The following is a 17,067-nucleotide window of genomic DNA, read 5'->3' on the forward strand; positions in this document are numbered from 1 at the left end:
GGCGCACCATCATGCTTGCGAAGTGCCTGTCACACCTCATAGAAGGGCGTTTCGCCCCCAGCACGGATCGTCGACACGGCATGACCACGCGGCCGCCAAAACCATCGCCCCAGGCAGAAATGTTCTGGAAAACCAAGACGTTGGAAGAGATGTCCGGCGCCGAGTGGGAGAGCCTGTGCGATGGCTGCGGACGCTGCTGCCTGGAAAAGCTCGAGGACGAGGATACCGGGAAGATCTATTTCACCCATGTGTCGTGCAAATTGCTCGATGCCGGGCTGTGCGCCTGCAAGGACTATGAGCATCGCTCGGCCCAGGTTCCGGATTGCGTGCGGCTGACGCCGGCGAATGTCCGCACCCTGAACTGGCTGCCGCCGAGCTGCGGCTACAAGCTGGTGGCCGAGGGGCGGGATTTGTACTGGTGGCATCCGCTGATCTCCGGCAGCCCGGCCACCGTGCATGAAGCCGGGGTGTCGGTGCGCGGCCGGGTGGTCGGCACCGAGGACACGATTCCGGATGCCGAGTTGCAGGACCACATCGTGTCCTGGCCGGCCTTGCTGCCACGGCTCGCAAAGCTGAAGAAGCGGCCGGCGTAGATCCGACGCCAAGACTTGATGCGGAGGTCTGATGCGGCGCGAGGTAACAGCGTCCCAGTCCACTTCACAGTCCGTCCATTGCCCTCTAACGTATCCGGCAGAAATACACCCTTAGGTCGAACGCGCGCGGCGCGCGGGCGATCGCGCCAGGGAGGTGTTCGATGTCCGATATTCCCGTTGCCGCAAATTCCCCCGTCAAGGAAATTCCCGGCGAGGTCAGGAAGCCGCTGGTGGACCTGCCGGGGTTGTGCCTGTCCGGCGGCGGCTACCGCGCCATGGTGTTTCACATCGGGGTGCTGTGGCGGCTGTACGAGGTCGGCATGTTCGGCAAGGACGGCATCGCGCGGATCTCCAGCGTGTCGGGCGGCTCGATCACCGCGGCGTTTCTCGGCCTTGTCTGGAACAAGCTCGCCGTTGCGGCACCCGATATCAAAGGCAAGTTCGTTCCGCATTTCGTCGACCCGCTGCGCGCGCTGGCCGGCGAGACCATCGACGAAGAATCGGTGATCTTCGGCGTGCTGCTGCCCGGCACCGTCAGCGACCGCATCGCCAGCGCCTATGACGACGCGCTGTTCAAGGGCGCGACATTGCAGGACCTGCCGGACGCGCCGCGCTTCGTCATCAATGCCACCAATGTGCAGTCCGGCGTGCTGTGGCGGTTTTCCAAACCGTTCATGCGCGACTATCGCGTCGGCGAGGTGAAGAACCCGACGGTGCCGCTGGCGCGGGCGGTGGCGGCGGCGTCGGCGTTTCCGCCGGTGCTGTCGCCATGCGACCTGCGGCTCAAGGACAGCGACTTCACGCCGAATTCCGGCATGGACCTGCAGCGTCCGCCGTTCACCACCAAGGTGGTGCTCACTGACGGCGGCGTCTACGACAATATGGGGCTGGAGACGGTGTGGAAGTCGTACAAGACAGTGCTGGTCTCCGATGCCGGCGGCAAGATGCAGGCCGAGGAGGAGCCCAAGCGCGACTGGGCGCAGCATGCCTATCGCGTGCTCAACATGATCGACAGCCAGGTCCGCGCGCTGCGCACCCGCCAGGTGATCGACTCCTTCACGCTGCAGGCTAGCAAGCCGGACAGCGACGAGGCGCGCAAGGGCGCCTATTGGGGCATCCGCACCGACATCGCAAACTACAAATTGCCAGACGCGCTGCCGTGTCCGCACGCGCGCACCATGGAACTGGCCGGCATCGCCACGCGGCTGAAGCGGCTCGACGACGAGACCCAGAACCGGCTGATCAACTGGGGCTATGCGGTGTGCGACGCGGCGTTGCGCGCGCACGTCAACGCGGCGTTGCCGCGGCCAGCGGGATTTCCTTATCCTGCGTCTGCGGTGTGATGGTACGGTTTCGTGACCTGCCATTGCATGCTGTGAGCGAGAATGCAGCGGACGCCGCGTAAAGGCGCGCACGTTGCATTTAGTACACTTGGTTGCCGAACCGTTTTGGTAGTATGGACGCCGGGAATCAACGAGACCACCGGGGACCATGTCGACGCGGCCGAAGTCAGTATCCAGCAACGCGCCGCGCTTTTCCGCTACCGTCGCAACCACAGCGTTCGTTGTGGTCGCATGCGTGGCGCTGGTGGCTATGCAGTTCTTCAACATTGCGCACTCTCGCGAAGAAACGCTCGCCACTGCGCGCAAGGAGACTGCCAACCTCACGATATCGCTGGTCCAGCACGCAGAGCTCACCTTTCGCACGGCCGATGCCTCGTTGGCTGCCATCACGTCGCAGATCGAGCGCAGTCCAGCCCCAACCGGCATCAGTCCCGGCCTCAGGGACTTCCTGGTTCGGCAGGTCAAACAGTCGTCGCTGTTCGCCAGCTTCGCCGTGGTCGGCCGCGACGGCAGGATGGTCGTGAATACGGGCGGCGAGAATTTAGTCGCGAATTTTTCAGACCGCGATTATTTCATCTATCATCAGGACCATGCCGACAAGGACATGCGCATCGGCAGCCCCATCGAGGGTCGCACGACGCCCGGCTGGCTGATCCCAGTGACCCGGCGCATCAACCGGCCGGACGGCAGTTTCGGCGGCGTGGCGATTGCGGCAATCAATCCGGCGTATTTTCAGGACTTTTACGACGGGCTGGAGATCGGAAAGAGCGGCGCCATTATGCTGGTGTCGGGCGACAAGCTCCTGGTGCGGCGGCCGTTCCTCGAATCCAATCCAGGACGCGACATGGCGGATAGCAACGTCGTCAGGTTGATGAGGAGCAAACCGTCCGGAAGCGCCGAATATTCTGCCGCGACCGACGGGGTCGAACGTCTGACCAGCTATCGGGTCGGGCAGACCTATCCCATCGTGATCGCCGTCGGCATCCAGATGGACGAGTTGCTGGCGCCGTGGCGGAGCGACACCGTGCGCCGCGTTGTGGAAACCGTCGTGATCGTTGCGATCCTTGCTTTGCTGGGCGTCATCGTCGGGCGGATGACGTTGCGGCTGGCGCAGGACGCCAGGAAACTTCGTCGCAGCAACGAACGCTTCGATGTGATGATGGACACCATGTCGCAAGGCGTCTGTCTTTTCGACCATGAGAAGCGGATCGTCATGGCAAACCGCAACTATGCGGAAATCTATCGTCTTGCGATCGAGGATGTGCGGCCGGGAACCCGGCTGGTGGACGTGTTGCGAAACCGGCAAGAGATAAGGCGTCGGCTTGCTGACGCCGGACGAATACTTCGCCGACGCCGCCGTCTCCGATGCCGCGGAGGACCACAATCTGTCCGACGGGCGCGTCATCTCGATCACCCGGCACGCCTTGGAGGATGGCGGATGGCTCGCCATCCATGAAGATATTACGGTTCGCGCCAGTGCCGAACGGCACAGCGCCTATCTGGCCGGGCACGACCAGCTCACCGGCCTGCCCAACAGATATCAGTTTTCCGCGTTTCTCGACGACATCGCCTGCAAGCGGAGACGGATCAGCGATCAGGTGGCGGTGTTCATGCTCGACCTCGACGGGTTCAAGAATGTCAACGACACGCTGGGGCACGGGGCAGGAGACCAGTTGCTCGCCACGGTGGCGCGCCGGCTGCAGGATTGCCTGCGCGAGACCGACCTCGTCGCCCGTCTCGGCGGCGACGAGTTTGCGATCGTCCAGATGCTGGACGGCGACGAACGTCCTGCTATCGAGGCGCTGGCATCGCGGATTGTTGCGGCCGTTGCCGCGCCGATCGCCATCGACGGCTATCCCATCGGCATCGGCGTGAGTATCGGCATCTCGCTGCTGCCGGGCGATGTGACGGATCCGCAGGAGCTGCTGCGCAAGGCCGATCTTGCGCTCTATGCGACGAAGGCCGCCGGCAAGAACGGCTTCCGGATCTTTCATCCGGACATGGCGGCCAACCACATTGAGCGGAGGTCACGCAAAAAGGATCTGCGCGAGGCGCTTCAAAAGTGAAAGCTGCGCGCGCACGTCAACCCGGCGTTGCTGCGGCCGGCGGGATTTCCGTATCCGGCGTCGGCGGTGTGAGGGCCATGTCCGCGCCGTGATAGGCAGGCGGGGACGGCGCACAAGCTGCCGCGGGCCGCGGCAGGCCGCGATACCACGCGCTGTCCCCTCTCGGAACTTGAATCATGTGCCGGGCAGCGCCATCAACCCGCCAAGCTGTGCAGCCGCTATGGAGTTGTTCCGCTTCCGGCGCAATACGGACGTCGCCAAACTTGTTGCCGATGCGAACCTGACGCGAATGACCCAAATCGGACCTGCATCACTTCGGGCTATCGGGGGATGAAGTCGAGCTAGAATGATCGATTGGAACAGTTGCCGATGCCGCGCGCAGGGCGTTTGACGAGTGCGAGTATATTGCGGCCGACATAATTGAACAGAGCACCAATGGGCCATAAAGCGAAGGCCTGCTCAGGCGGAGCGTCATTAGCAGCCACGATTCTTGGATGCTGAAGGGCAAGAGTGAAGAACCCACGCCCAACCACGCGACGATTTGCCATAGGAGTGGGACGTATAGATATTCTGTCTTAAATAGGGGCTTCGTCGGTTCAGGCGTCACGAGATGTCGGAAAGCAGGGTCAGGAAGCGTGTTCAAAGCCGCGTAACGGGCGATGAAGTAGCTGAATCCTATCATTGCGGTCAGAGCCACGAAGACAACAACTATTTCTGCTTTGGTTGCAGAGTTGTCGCTACTGGTGACACGTTCGTTCGGCATCCGTCCTCGCGTAAATCGTCTCGTTGGAAATAGTCATCCAAGATACCTTAATTGACGCTCATCGCACCTCTTCGGGCAATCTGCTTTTTGTCTCTTTTTGGCACAAGGCGTCGTTACTGCGCTGCAGCGGCTGTCCGGAGTTGAGGGTAGACTGGAAGTGATCGGCGCACAGCCAGAGTGACGCGATTGACCCGGTACGGACATCGCTAAATACTCGAGCTAGTCTTGAAAGCGACCGAATGGCGGAGAAAACATATGACGCGTATATTGTTCGTCGGCCAAAAGCCCGAAACCGTAGACTTCTCCGACCCGGCTTTGCCGCCAGGTTTCGATGCGGAGAAGATTAACGCTGGCATTGCCGTGGCCGTGGCGAAGATCGGAGAACGCGGATGGGAAGGCGACACTTGCATGATCACACCCGATGAAGCCGGGCGCGATATGCTTGAAAAAAAGCTGGAGGAGGCTGCCTATGACTGCGTCGTGATCGGTGGCGGCCTTAGGATTCCGCCAAAAAGCTTGGCCCTGTTCGAGATGGTGGTCAACTCCGTTCATAAAGCAGCACCCGGCGCAAAAATCGCATTCAACACGCGCCCAGAAGACACCGCTGAAGCGGCAGCACGCCAGCTCAATGCCGGCTAACGGCGTGCCCTAGTGAACCGCATATGCAGAAGGTCAGTAGCTAACTTGGTGCTGGGGTATCACTCGTTCTGTTCTGAGCTTATTTCTACCTTGTCTGTTCATTGCACTTTTGCGAAGTGCCAACCGGCCGTGGGAATGTCTGGTTATTGGGATAAGGCGGAAGTCATCGATACATTGCCAAATCGACGCGAATGACCCATTAGGGAACTCATCTCAGATGGCAATTGATGCCGGCGTACTCGCGCGGAGAATGGGTCATGCATGTATTGCCGCGTGAGCTGCACCGTTCTTCAGGTCGGCGCGAAGTCACCACGTGACGCGGAAGCCACCGTTGCCCTTATAGCTGTGGCTGTTCGCGCTGTCGTTCAGGCTCGCATTGTAGGACACTTCGCCGAACACGGCATAGCGGCCATCGGCCCAGCTGTAGGTACCGCCACCGCCGATGCTGCCCCACAGCCGGTCTTGCGCGCTGGCCAGGCCGGTGCCGGCAACATCGACGTTGGTGCCGTCAAGAAACTCGTAGCGCAGATTGCCGATGCCGTAAATATCCGAGCATACGATGCCCGCGCCGTCGTTCCAGGTCTTCTGGTGGTTGAGCGCAAGTCCGGCGCGACCGAGCAGGCTGTCGCCGCTGCGCAGCGACACCGTCGCGCCGAACCGGTCGGTGAAGCCGTCGAACTCTGCCTTCGAATAGGATAGTTGCGCCTGCGGTGTCAGCGACCAGCCGTTGCCGACGGCGTATCGCTTGCCGGCTTCGGCGCTGAACGCATAGCCGACGCCTTCGTTGCCGCGCGCCATGATTCCGGTCAGCACCGAGGACAGATCGCTGCGGTAGAACATCGATTGCGCCTGGCCGTCGACATAAAAGCCGTTGTCGCCGAACCAGGTCAGCGTGCCGCCGACACCGGAGCCTTCGACGCGGATCCGGCCATCACCGGAGACCGATGCGACGTTGGCGGTCGTCAGGCCATATTGCCCGGTGAGTCCGACGATCAACCGGCCGCGCTCGGTCTCCATCAGCAGACCGTCGAGGCCGGTCTGCACCTTCAGCTGGTCGGCCCGATAGGTTGCGCCCGTCGTACTGGACGGCTGCAGATTCGATTGGCCGCCTTCGATACGGCCCCAGAACGCCGTCGACGCGGCCGGTGCTGCGCCTGGCGCCGGCGCCTCGCCGATCCGCGCCATGGCATCGCTGCCACCCCAATAGCGGTTGCCGACGCGCTGCTGCATCGTCGGCAGTTCATTCATGCCCAGCAGCACCTGCGCATAGTTTTCGTAAAGCGGAACGCCGGGCTGGTAGAGCGGCCCCGCAGGCGCCGCCGGTGCCGAACCGGGCGCCGAAGGCGGATTGATCAGGCTGGAGCGCAGATACCAGTCGCCGTCGGTTGGCGTGCTGACGCCGTTCTTCTGCAGCGTATAGCCATAGGCACCGGCGACCACCGCCTGCTGGCCCCGGATCACGTAATCACCGAGCAGCGCGAACGCCCCGTTGGAGGCGCCGCCGACGTCGACGATCTTGATGCCTTCGACAGTCTGCGCGCCGGTGCCGCCGAGGTTGGTGACCCGCACATTGGTGCTGCCCGCCGTGTTGCCGGTGACGACAAGCCGGTCGGTCGGCGAAGCGTCGCCGCCCAGCACCGTCTCGATCTGCAGCGTTCCGCCGTTGCCGGTGTAGTTGCCGGCGACGGTGAGCGTGCCGATGGAATTGCCGGGCGCCACAATGCCGGCATTCGACGTGTCGCACACCGTGCCGGTGCCTTGCAGCGTGCCGCCGGCCAGAACGGTCATGGCGCCGCACACGCTGCCGTTAACGGCGAGCGCGCCGCCGCTCACCGTGGTGCCGCCGGTGTAGGTGTTGACGCCTGACAGGGTCTGCTTGCCGCCGCTAAGCGTCAGCCCGCCGGTGCCGGAGATCACGCCGGAAAACAGGTCGTTCGCGTTGGTCAGCGTCAGGTTCTTGGCGCCCAGCGCCACGGTGCCGCTTCCCGCCAGACTCTGGATACTGGTGCCGGCCGCAGTGATACCCGAGACATCGAAGGCGCCGTTCGCGATTACCTTGCTGGAACTCGCGATGGCGCCGACGCCCTCAAGCGCGAGGCCGCTGCCGGACTGGATCGAGGTTGCGCCGGAATAGGAGCTGCTCGCCAGCAGGTTGAAAGTGCCGCCGCCCGTCACGGTCAGGCCGCCGGTGCCGGTGAAAGCGGACGTCGCGTCGGTGCCGACGGTGAAGCTATTAGTATCGATTGTTACTCCACCCGCGAGAATATCGAGCTTGGTGCCGGAAAATCCATTGATGAAGGTCGCGTTGCTCGCTGTGGCCCGGAGAATACCATCGTCGAAACTGGCCTGGACCGTGCCGGTTCCACCCCGCAAGGACTGGGTTTGCAGCGTGCCGCCGCCACTGACGTTGAGCGTACCGGAAGAGGCGGCGCCGCTGCCTAGGGTCGTACTGGATCCTACTGTAACTTTCGCGCCGTTTTGAATGTTGAGCGTGCCGACACCGAGAAAGCCGACGAAGAAATTGCCGCCGGTGATGTTCCACAACGATCCCGGTCCGGTCACCGTCCCGGTTCCGATTCCTGTTGCGCTAATTCCGATCCGGGCTTGACCTGTACTTGTCAGCGTACTGCCATTCTGGATCGTAAGATTGCCGGCCGTTCCGCCGCTATTGCCAATGTTCGTCGTCCCCACCGAAACGCTGACCGGACCGCTGAGGCCGAGGACCGCGTCCCTGGTCGGCGGTGCTCCGAGAACACCAATGTTGACGGTTTGACCTGCGGCGGGAGGGCCGCCTGAGGCCCAGTTGGTCGCGAGCATCCAGTCAGTGCTGGTGTTTCCCGTCCAGTTCACCTGGGCCGACGCAGACCTCGCGGATAACGCCGTCAGCGCGATCGCCGACGCGCCGACTAGAAGTACTCGAAGCATTCGGGTTCCGTCGGGACTCGTGGGGCGCATGTCATCCGGCTGTCGCCGGCTCGTCGCATCCCCCATGCATTGGCGCATGATCGTCATCCTAATTTCGCATGGCCGCACGGTTCGAATGCGAATCTTTGATCGTGCAATCCGCAAATCATAGGTATGAAAGTAAGTGGGCTGAACCAGTCGGACAAGAACAGGATCTGCTCAGGCTGAATAAACAGGCGGCATGTGCCGTTTTCGCAACGAAAGACAGTTAATCAAGTCTTTCGAGATCAGATCTGGTTATCCGCCTCACCCGGTGGTCGGCAGGCGAAGACAGTTATGTCGCCTATTGGCACAAAGCGTCGGTTACTGCGGTGAAGCGGCATGTCCGTAGTTGAGGGTAGACTGGAAGTGATCGGCGTACAGCGAGAGTGACGCGATTGACTCAAGTCGGACATCGCTGGGAAGTAAGATCGGACTGCGCCCTTCACACCATAGCCTTCGATTTCGTTTTGCTCCCGATCTACGGAGAGGGCTTCTGCAGGAGACTGATTTAGCGACCGCGTTGATCCGTGAATGGACGCACATCGAACGCCTTAACAAATTTGACTAGGTCTTCCGCGCCTTCCGACACGAGCACCCGCCCATCCGCAAATTGCACGATCAGAAACTCTCGACCTGCTGTGCCGTCGCTGGCGGTTGCCAGCCAGAGTGATCGCCCAGAGGCTATGTCGCACAGCTTGATCGACATGTTCGAAGTTGAGCGCAAATCCGCACATGGGTCGACGCCGTAAGCTGGCTGAACGACCTCGAGCTTGGCTCTTGGAGATTCGTTCGATTGATATCCTCGGATGGCTTCATCGGGAGCGGAAGGAAGGACGAAAGAGGACAACTTGGTGTTGCTCGCTGCGTTCCAGGCCGACCAACCAGCATTCGTTCGTGCAAAGATCTTGCTTCCATCTTCGCCAAGACGAATCTCAAGAACCTCCTCATCCGTCCGGAAGAATAGCTTCTTGGCCGATCGGACGACCTCAACCCCGTATCCTTGCCGCTCCTTAGTCGTCCGCTGTTCATGAAATCCGACCGCGAACGTCGAGAGGTCGGTGGACCATGCGAGGACGTCGCTGTCGTATATATCCTCGAGATGCATAATGCGGCGTGCTGTCGCCGGGTCCCATATCGTAGCCTGATCTGGTGTTGCTCGAACGATGATCAGCCCACGAGAAAACGTAATGCCCGAAACCTGGGTGTCCTGACAGGGCCAGGTCCATTTGAGTGCCGGCGGCGTTGCGCTGACATCAACTAGCAACGCATTTACGTTGGAACTGCTGGCATCAAGTTCCGTTGGTGCAAGCAAAAGATGTTGTTCGTCGAATGCGAAAGCACCATGCGGACGACCGCAGAAGGTGCGTAGCGTCTTTCCGGAAACGTCGGCGACGATCTCCTTCCTGATCACGTCGATGAAATACACATGGTAGGACCAACCTGGTTCGGCGTTATTATCAAATGGGTCAAAACCATCCTGCCTCTCGCCTGCGGTCGTCACTTGAATGAAGTCTTGCCGATCGGTCGATTCGACGCTTTCGACCTTCTCTAGATCAATCAGGGAAGCCAATTTCTGATCTACGAGATATTGTTTCTCGGTCGCCGGATCGCGCGGCCCGTCCGGATCGCGCGGCCAAGACGACGGCCATTTGTGCTCGATCCATGTCCAGTTGTACGCTTCAAGAGGTGGGGCAAGCATCCCCGCATTCTCGATCCGCAGGCCAGTTGCTGGGGACCAAGCGGCGGTCTCCACTTCACCGGTGTCCCGCGCAACCCGTGCAAAAACAACACTCCCGTCACGCGAAATGGCCATGCGCGTAAACCGTGTGCCCCCGCTGGCCACCAGACTACGAAATATGATTCCGGTGTTCACGTCGCGGACAGTGACCTCGCGCTGGGTTCCCGTGAGAAACCATGTGCGGTCAGGGGCAATCTCAATGGCGGAGGTGCCCTGGGAACCGATCTGCAAGACGGCGTCAAAACCGAGCCGAGGTTCGGCCGCGCTGCCGATTTGTGGTGAAATTGCTGAGACGAGCCCAAGGACGGCAGCGGCAATAGACGATAGCGATAGCTCTGATCGTATGCTGCGTTTCATCGAGCACCTTCGGGGGTTAGAGCAGACAATCCTCGGCTGCATATATGAATAATGTTTTCTGCGGCAGGACTCAAATTCTCAGGATTCCGCTTGGTGGCCGCCGCATCGCGCCGCGACGTGCAGCGAGCCAGCTCGTTGAAGCACAAGTGGACTGGCCGGAACGAACATGTGCGGGTGATTGACAAGGCTATTCCCGCAATTGGCACAAATGCGAAGCGCCGACTGGCTCGGAAATTGTCTGCAGATGGGGATGGTCCGGAAGTCGTCGCGCACTGTCAAATCGACGCGAGTGACCCAGAGCGGTCATTTGTCCTCGATGCCCATCATGTCTTATGTTCGCCAGCAACCAAGCACTATCTAAGCTCAGCAGGCTGGAGGCCAGCAATGCTTCGACTTGTATCGTTCACGCTGTTTGCCGCACTGTTCGCGATTGATGAGCCAATCGCCGCTTCCGCGCGAGCCGCGGAATGCCTTCAGATGGACTGTCGTGCGATTTACCGCTTTACGACATGCGATAAACCGCGACCGGGGGCAAAGCTCTTATCAGGACGCGTCCTCGCTTTATCGCGCGAGTGCTCAGGCGAAATTATTCGGATGCAGGTGGAAAATTGGGAGGCGGAAAAGGTGCCGCCGGTAATTGACTTCGTCGTTCAGGCTTGCGGGCGCTTCGCGGGGAAGGCAGGTGATCTGACTGAGGTCGCTGTGATGGACCCCAGACCGGACGTTCGACGCTATAAGCGAGCTTGTTTGCTCTTCTGAGGCTGCACTGCTTCATTGGCTCGTAGAGCCATGATCGCGCCATCTGCTTCCGGATTTGACCCAGCCTGTGTGAAAACTCCTCCCATGCTATGATTCTCTTGCTGAATCGGGCGGGGGAAGTGATGCAGGGTTTCGTTCAAGGGGCGGATCGCCAGCAAACGACGCTGTTGCCGGAATGCCTTGATGATTGGGTCGATGAGAGCAATCCTGTTCGCGCGGTCGATGTGTTCGTCGATGCGCTGGATCTCCGCGAGCTCGGGTTCGATGGCGTCGATCCGGCAGTGACCGGCCGGCCCGCGTATCATCCTTCGCCGATGCTCAAGCTTTACATCTACGGCTATCTCAACCGAGTCCAATCGAGCCGGCGGCTGGAACGTGAGGCCGGCCGCAATCTGGAAGTGATGTGGCTGACGGGACGGCTCGTTCCGGATCACAAAACCATCGCCGATTTCCGCAAAGACAACGGCCCCGCCATCAAGAAGGTTTGTGCGCGGTTCGTCGAGTTGTGCCGCAAGATGGGCCTGCTGGCGAAGGCGAGCGTTGCTATCGACGGGAGCAAGTTCAAGGCCGTCAACAGTCGCGACAACAACTTCACGCAGGGCAAAATCAAACGCTGCCAGAAGCAGATCGAAGAGAGCGTGGCGCGCTACATGAGCCAACTCGACACCGCCGACCGCCGGACTGCCGCAGGAGAAGACCCGTCGGAAGCGGTGCTGCTGACCAAGACACGGCTTAAGGAAAAGCTGGCGAAGCTCGAAGAAGAGGTGAAACGGCTGGCCGCGATTGAAAAAGCATTGCTCGCCTCGCCCGACAAGCAGATATCGCTGACCGATCCCGATTGCCGCTCGATGGCAACGAGCGGGCGCGGCTCAGGCATGGTCGCCTACAATGTGCAAAGTGCGGTCGACACCACGAACCATCTGATTGTCGCACACGAGGTCACCAACGTCGGCACTGATAGATCGCAACTGGCATCGATGGCGCAGGCGGCGAAAGCCGCGCTGCGCAGCGATAACTTGGACGTCGTTGCGGATCGGGGCTACTTTAAAGGTGAGGAAATCCTGGCATGCGAACAGGCCGGGGTCGCGGTCACGCTGCCCAAGCCGCAAACCTCGGGCGCCAAGTCGGCAGGCCGCTTCGGGAAACCTGATTTTGTTTATTCGGCCAAGGACGATGTCTATCGCTGCCCGGCCGGCGAGAAGCTGAAGCACCACTTCACCGCTGATGAAGATGGCCAGAAAATGCGGATTTACTTGACCAAGGCGTGCCGCACATGCCCGCTCAAGGATCAGTGCACAACGGCCAACGAGCGCCGCATCAAACGCTGGGAACACGAACACGTTGTCGAGGCCGCGCAGACGCGGCTCGATCAGAACCCGCAAGCTATGCGTGTGCGCCGCGAAACCGTCGAGCATCCGTTCGCCACGCTGAAGATGCGGATGGGTGCGACGCACTTTCTGATGAAGACGCTGCCGAAGGTGGCGACCGAGATGGCGCTGCACGTCCTCGCCTACAACCTCACGCGCGTGATGAACATCGTCGGTATCAAACCACTTCTCGCGGCGGTCCGGGCGTGAGGAGCGTGTACTGCTGTGCGCGCCGTGTGACCGTTCAGGTCGCTCAGCACGGCCCGAGGTTGCGCCCGGATCGACTCCAGACTCGATACAGCCAAATATGCAAAAATGGTCGCGTCGACGTGGCTCACGCCCGGCTGCGTGCAATTTTTGGAGAATAAAAAACGTTTTCACACGGCCTGGACCCTTAGCGGACTTCGACTCGAATTATAAAATTGCGCCTTTCTCGAATTGGATAGGTTGATAAGTTTAAGGCATATAAATGCGAGCTTGCCCACTTTCAAAAAGAGTTGCGTTTCAACCATGTCCATCCCGCGTTTCACGAAGCTAGCATTGATCGGTACTCTCGCGCTTGTTGGCGCGCTGTACCTCGTATTTAATGCCTTATTGTGGATTGTTGTCCCGCGCGACACGGCTCCAAGTAGCGCCGAAGTTGTGAGCAGTATTCTCGCGCCCGATGGTCAACATAAGGCGGTAATCATTTTTCTGGGAGGACCCGGCTTTGCACCCGGATTGCACCAGTACGTCGGAGTTGTTGCAACGGCACAGGCTGACGGCACTGCTTGGGCGGCTCGCAACAGGGTTTTCCAATCCGACTGCGTTGCGCTGGGCGGGACCTCCGATGAAATGAAAGGGAATGTTGCGTGGAAATCAGCCCAAGCCCTGCAAATTACCTTCAATCCCAATCGAAGATGTTCGGTCGAACTACGAGATCACACTGAAGAGCAAGGGATGCGTATCGTATATGTCGTTCCGTCAACAGCTAACAGCCACGAATGATAGTCTGCGTTTGGCACGAAGTTATCCACTATTGGCACAAAGCGTCGGTTACTGCGGTGAAGCGGCATGTCCGTAGTTGGCCGAAACGCCAGTCAAACTACGCTTAATTCGCGCATTATCGTGCTACGATCGGATCCAGCCCGACCTCGCCGCGCCCGATGCTGCGCAGGATCTCGACCACGAGCGCGGGGACAACCCCGACGAACCGGACAACGTTCGCGATGTCGGCTTTTCCAGCGAACCAGAATGCAAGACCGGTGATCAGGCCGGTCGCGACCAGAAAAAGAATTGGGTCTTCAAGCGATCGGTTTTTCCTGATTCATGCGGGTCAACGGGCCTTGGTAGGGGTCAACGCCGCTGGCTCTTCTGGAAAGAGTCGCCCGACTCCCACGCCCCTGACGCTTTCGTGATCTTCGCGCAGGAGGAACAGGGCGTCGAGCCTTTGTTTTCTTGCGAATGCAGTTCCCCTTTCGGGGCCGAGCACCATGAGCGCTGTCGCCCAGGCATCAGCCTCGGCGCAGGTGCGGGCCACGACGGTTACGGAAGCGGGCGAAGCGAGCAGCGGCGCGCCACGGTTCGGGTCCATGGTATGCGACAGGCGCCGCCCCTGCACCTCGACCCAGTGGCGGTAGTCACCCGATGTCGCAACGGCAGCGTCTTGCAGCGCGAGGATGGAATGGGGCGTCCGGCGCTCGGCGTCCGGCGCCTCGAGCGCTATGGTCCATGCCTCTCCATCTGGCCGCAGCCCGAGCGCACGCATCTCACCGTCGATCCCAACGAGGGCGTCGACGAGCCCGTTTTTGCGGAGAATTTCGGCCAGCCGGTCGACCCCGTATCCCTTGGCGATTCCGTTGAGGTCGATCGCGATTGGCGCGGACTTGCGGATGTGCGTCTCGTAGATCTCCAGTGCTGCATGCGCGGGCCCGCGGGTCTTCGCCATCGCTGCCCGGACGCGGTCGGACCCTCCGGCGTCCGGTCCGAAGCCCCAGGCCGTCACGGCATCTCCCATACCGATATCGAAGGCCCCGCCTGAAGCGCGCCCGATTTCCAGACCAAGCCGCAGGATGTCCCTCAGGCGCTCGGGCACCGCGACCCAAGCGCCCACGGGCGCCGCATTGAGGCGCATCAGGTCGCTGTCGGGCTTCCAAGTGGACATCTGGGTGTCTACCTCGTCCACGGCCGCCTGCAGCGCAGAGCGGAGCGGGTCCGGGTCGAAGTTCTGCCCCGCGAAGAACAGCGCTGACCAGCGCGTGCCCATGGTCGGGCCATTCAGAGCGAAGCGCGCCTGCTCAGTAGACATCTTCGACATATCGTCCCTCCGCTTTCAGAGCAGCAGGCGTGAGCCCGATTGGCGCGAGGATCTCGGCCAGCGCGTCGGCCGCGCCAGCGGCCATATCGCGTCCGCCACAGACCATCACTCGGGCGCCATCGCGGATCAGTTTCGCCACCTGAGTGGCATCACCTCGCAGCGCATCCTGCACGTAGTGGGGCCGCGCTCCGCGCGAGGCAGCCGTGACCAGACGGGTCAGACGGCCGTCGTCCCGCCAGCCCGGCAACTCTTCGCCGTAGAAGAAGTCGCTGTCGGGATGACGCATACCGAAGAAGAGGTGGAGGGGCCGCCGGCGCGCGTTGCCGCGCGCGAAGCCCGCGAGCGGCCCGATGCCGGTTCCAGCGCCGATCAGGATCAAGGGCGCGCGACCTCGGCCGGGCTGGAAGACCGGATTGCGCTGCAGGAAGGCGGTCACCGTGTCGCCTGGTTCGAGCGCGGTCGGCTGCGACGACGCAAGGCCGCCGGGATGCTTCCTGACTACGATCTCGATGAAGCCGTCTCGGCGCGCGGAGGCGAGCGAGTAGAAGCGCGGCACGGGGCTGCCCTCGGGCAGGATCCCGATGAGGTCGCCCGCGTCGAAGCGCGCGAAGCCCGCCCCCACCAGCCGTTGCCAGAGCTTCGTGCACGGCAGGGCGAAGCGCAAGATCGCCGTCGGTGCTTGCACCTCAGCGCCGTAGTCGCGGCGCGAGACGAGCGTCAGCGTCTCCGTCACTGGAAGAACGGGCTGGTGCGACAGCTCAAGACGCATCCCCAGCGCCTGCCCAAGAGCGCGGCCCCATCGCGTGAAGTCCTGCGGAGACTGGCGGTCTATCGTGTCGAGGGGCAGGAGTTCTGGCCAGCCCTTGGCCTTGGCCGCGGCAGCGACAACCTTGGCGAAGGCGCAGTAGGCGGGAAAGCTCGGGTCGCCGAAGCCGAGAACGGCCAGGGGGGCTTTAGGCGCGCGATCGGCCGCGTTCAGCCGGTCGAGGAAACCCTTAGCCGAAGCAGGCGCCGCGCCGTCGCCGTACGTCGCGGCCAGCACAATGATCCGCTCGGCTCGGCCATAGCGGCCCGGCGCGAAGGCTGACATGGGAGCGACGTGCACGCTCTGCCCGGCTTGCTTCAGCGCAGAATGGAGTGTCGTGGCGAAGCCCCAGGTGCTGCCGCCCTCGCTGCCGACAAGCAAAATCGTCCCGGCCCGTCCGGCTGGTTGGTTGCCACGGATGCGGGGCCGCCCGCGCCGCCCAGCAAGCCAGATCAGCATGCCCGTCGCACCCATAGTGGGCACGCCAAGCGCCATCAGCCCCAGTACAAGGCCGAGTGTCGCGGCACCCTGTCCGGTATGCAGCATGTAGATGGTTTCCGAAACACGCTCCCACCCGGTCTGATCGGCCCAGCTTAGGAGCGTTCCCGTGCCCTGATCGAGATAGCCGGTTCCGCGGTCCGTCTTCAGCCTGAAAACGTCTGTCACATCGTCAGGATTGGGAAAGCTCAGTTCGCGCAGCTCGGCCACGGGCGTACTGCCGAGAACTGCTATACGGTGGAGCGCCACGCCCGTTTTCCCGCTCGTATCGACCGGGAGGACCGGTTTGATGCCACCATCGGGTAGCAGATCGAAGGTGGAGGCCGTCATCCACAACGCACTGGCCGACGAAAGGACAAGGCCGAAGACAGCGATGCGGGCAATCTCAACATGGAGGCGACCGGCCAATGGCCCGTGCAGTGGCGAGAACCAGCGCCGCCAGCCGCCCGCGCGCCGCGCGACCAGCGCCACACCGCTGAGCGACAGGATGAGCATCGCCGCCGCGCCGGCGGCCATAGCGATGCGCCCCCCGTCACCGAGGAACAGCGAGCGGTGAAGGTTTGTGAGCCAGCGTTCGGCTGGGTTTCGATCGGCTGAGGCCACTCCTTGACCGGTAGCGGGTTCGATCACGGCGGCACCTGGTACACCTTGATCGATCCGGTAGGCCGTGATCCGTCCCGAGGGCGACCGACGGATCTGCTCAACGCCCGGATAGACTGCCTGGACGCGCTGGGCCAGGATGGCGACCGTCAGGTCGGCCTCGGCCTGCGGCGCAGTCATTCGCTCAGCCGCAGGGAATATCGACAGGGCCGCACCGCTCAGACTGAGGATGGTCGTGAGAGCGAGGGCCAGAAGACCCGGCCAGCGATGGAACGCACGGATCATGGCCTCGTCTCC

Annotated in this window: 10 protein-coding genes and 1 pseudogene; 7 read left to right on the forward strand and 4 right to left on the reverse strand. The window is 61.7% G+C overall.

Features of this window, described 5'->3' with window-relative positions; all coding sequences use genetic code 11:
• Positions 1–80 precede the first annotated feature (80 nt).
• The 4 genes and pseudogenes from ACUXVA_RS17335 to ACUXVA_RS17350 all read left to right on the forward strand — a co-directional run bounded on the left by ACUXVA_RS17335 (position 81) and on the right by ACUXVA_RS17350 (position 5,404).
• The gene (locus tag ACUXVA_RS17335) at positions 81–593 is read left to right on the forward strand and encodes a YcgN family cysteine cluster protein (protein ID WP_265079186.1); all 513 of its coding nucleotides are present in this window, start codon (positions 81–83) and stop codon (positions 591–593) included.
• Between the two features lie 161 nt (positions 594–754).
• Entirely contained in the window at positions 755–1,936 is a 1,182-nt protein-coding gene (locus ACUXVA_RS17340) for a patatin-like phospholipase family protein (RefSeq protein WP_265079185.1), read from the forward strand.
• A gap of 707 nt (positions 1,937–2,643) precedes the next feature.
• Positions 2,644–3,999, forward strand: a pseudogene (locus ACUXVA_RS17345) (PAS-domain containing protein); the annotation flags it as partial.
• A 1,021-nt stretch (positions 4,000–5,020) separates the two neighbouring features.
• Entirely contained in the window at positions 5,021–5,404 is a 384-nt protein-coding gene (locus tag ACUXVA_RS17350; protein WP_445487238.1) for a hypothetical protein, read from the forward strand.
• Between the two features lie 306 nt (positions 5,405–5,710).
• Here ACUXVA_RS17350 and ACUXVA_RS17355 read toward each other — a convergent pair whose 3' ends face one another.
• Together ACUXVA_RS17355 and ACUXVA_RS17360 are read right to left on the reverse strand one after the other, a co-directional pair.
• The gene (locus ACUXVA_RS17355; RefSeq protein ID WP_445487240.1) at positions 5,711–8,359 is read right to left on the reverse strand and encodes an autotransporter family protein; all 2,649 of its coding nucleotides are present in this window, start codon (positions 8,357–8,359) and stop codon (positions 5,711–5,713) included.
• A 499-nt stretch (positions 8,360–8,858) separates the two neighbouring features.
• Positions 8,859–10,445 (reverse strand): hypothetical protein, encoded by a 1,587-nt coding sequence (locus ACUXVA_RS17360; protein ID WP_265079180.1) that lies wholly within the window; start codon positions 10,443–10,445, stop codon positions 8,859–8,861.
• A gap of 93 nt (positions 10,446–10,538) precedes the next feature.
• Between ACUXVA_RS17360 and ACUXVA_RS17365 the strand changes: the two genes are divergently transcribed.
• The 3 genes from ACUXVA_RS17365 to ACUXVA_RS17375 all read left to right on the forward strand — a co-directional run bounded on the left by ACUXVA_RS17365 (position 10,539) and on the right by ACUXVA_RS17375 (position 13,558).
• On the forward strand, positions 10,539–11,204 hold the full coding sequence (locus tag ACUXVA_RS17365) for a hypothetical protein (protein ID WP_265079179.1): 666 nt from the start codon (positions 10,539–10,541) through the stop codon (positions 11,202–11,204).
• 122 nt (positions 11,205–11,326) lie between these two features.
• Positions 11,327–12,781, forward strand: coding sequence for an IS1182 family transposase (locus tag ACUXVA_RS17370; RefSeq protein WP_445487243.1), 1,455 nt, complete (start codon positions 11,327–11,329; stop codon positions 12,779–12,781).
• A gap of 300 nt (positions 12,782–13,081) precedes the next feature.
• Entirely contained in the window at positions 13,082–13,558 is a 477-nt protein-coding gene (locus tag ACUXVA_RS17375) for a hypothetical protein (RefSeq protein ID WP_445487245.1), read from the forward strand.
• A gap of 328 nt (positions 13,559–13,886) precedes the next feature.
• Here ACUXVA_RS17375 and ACUXVA_RS17380 read toward each other — a convergent pair whose 3' ends face one another.
• Together ACUXVA_RS17380 and ACUXVA_RS17385 are read right to left on the reverse strand one after the other, a co-directional pair.
• Positions 13,887–14,867: an FAD:protein FMN transferase gene (locus tag ACUXVA_RS17380; RefSeq protein WP_265079177.1), complete on the reverse strand. Its 981-nt coding sequence runs from the start codon at positions 14,865–14,867 to the stop codon at positions 13,887–13,889.
• A complete protein-coding gene (locus tag ACUXVA_RS17385; protein ID WP_445487247.1) occupies positions 14,848–17,055 on the reverse strand; it encodes a PepSY domain-containing protein in 2,208 nt (735 codons plus the stop codon). The genes ACUXVA_RS17380 and ACUXVA_RS17385 overlap by 20 nt, the downstream gene beginning before the upstream one ends.
• Positions 17,056–17,067: the final 12 nt, after the last annotated feature.

Source organism: Rhodopseudomonas sp. RCAM05734 (genome assembly GCF_052658035.1).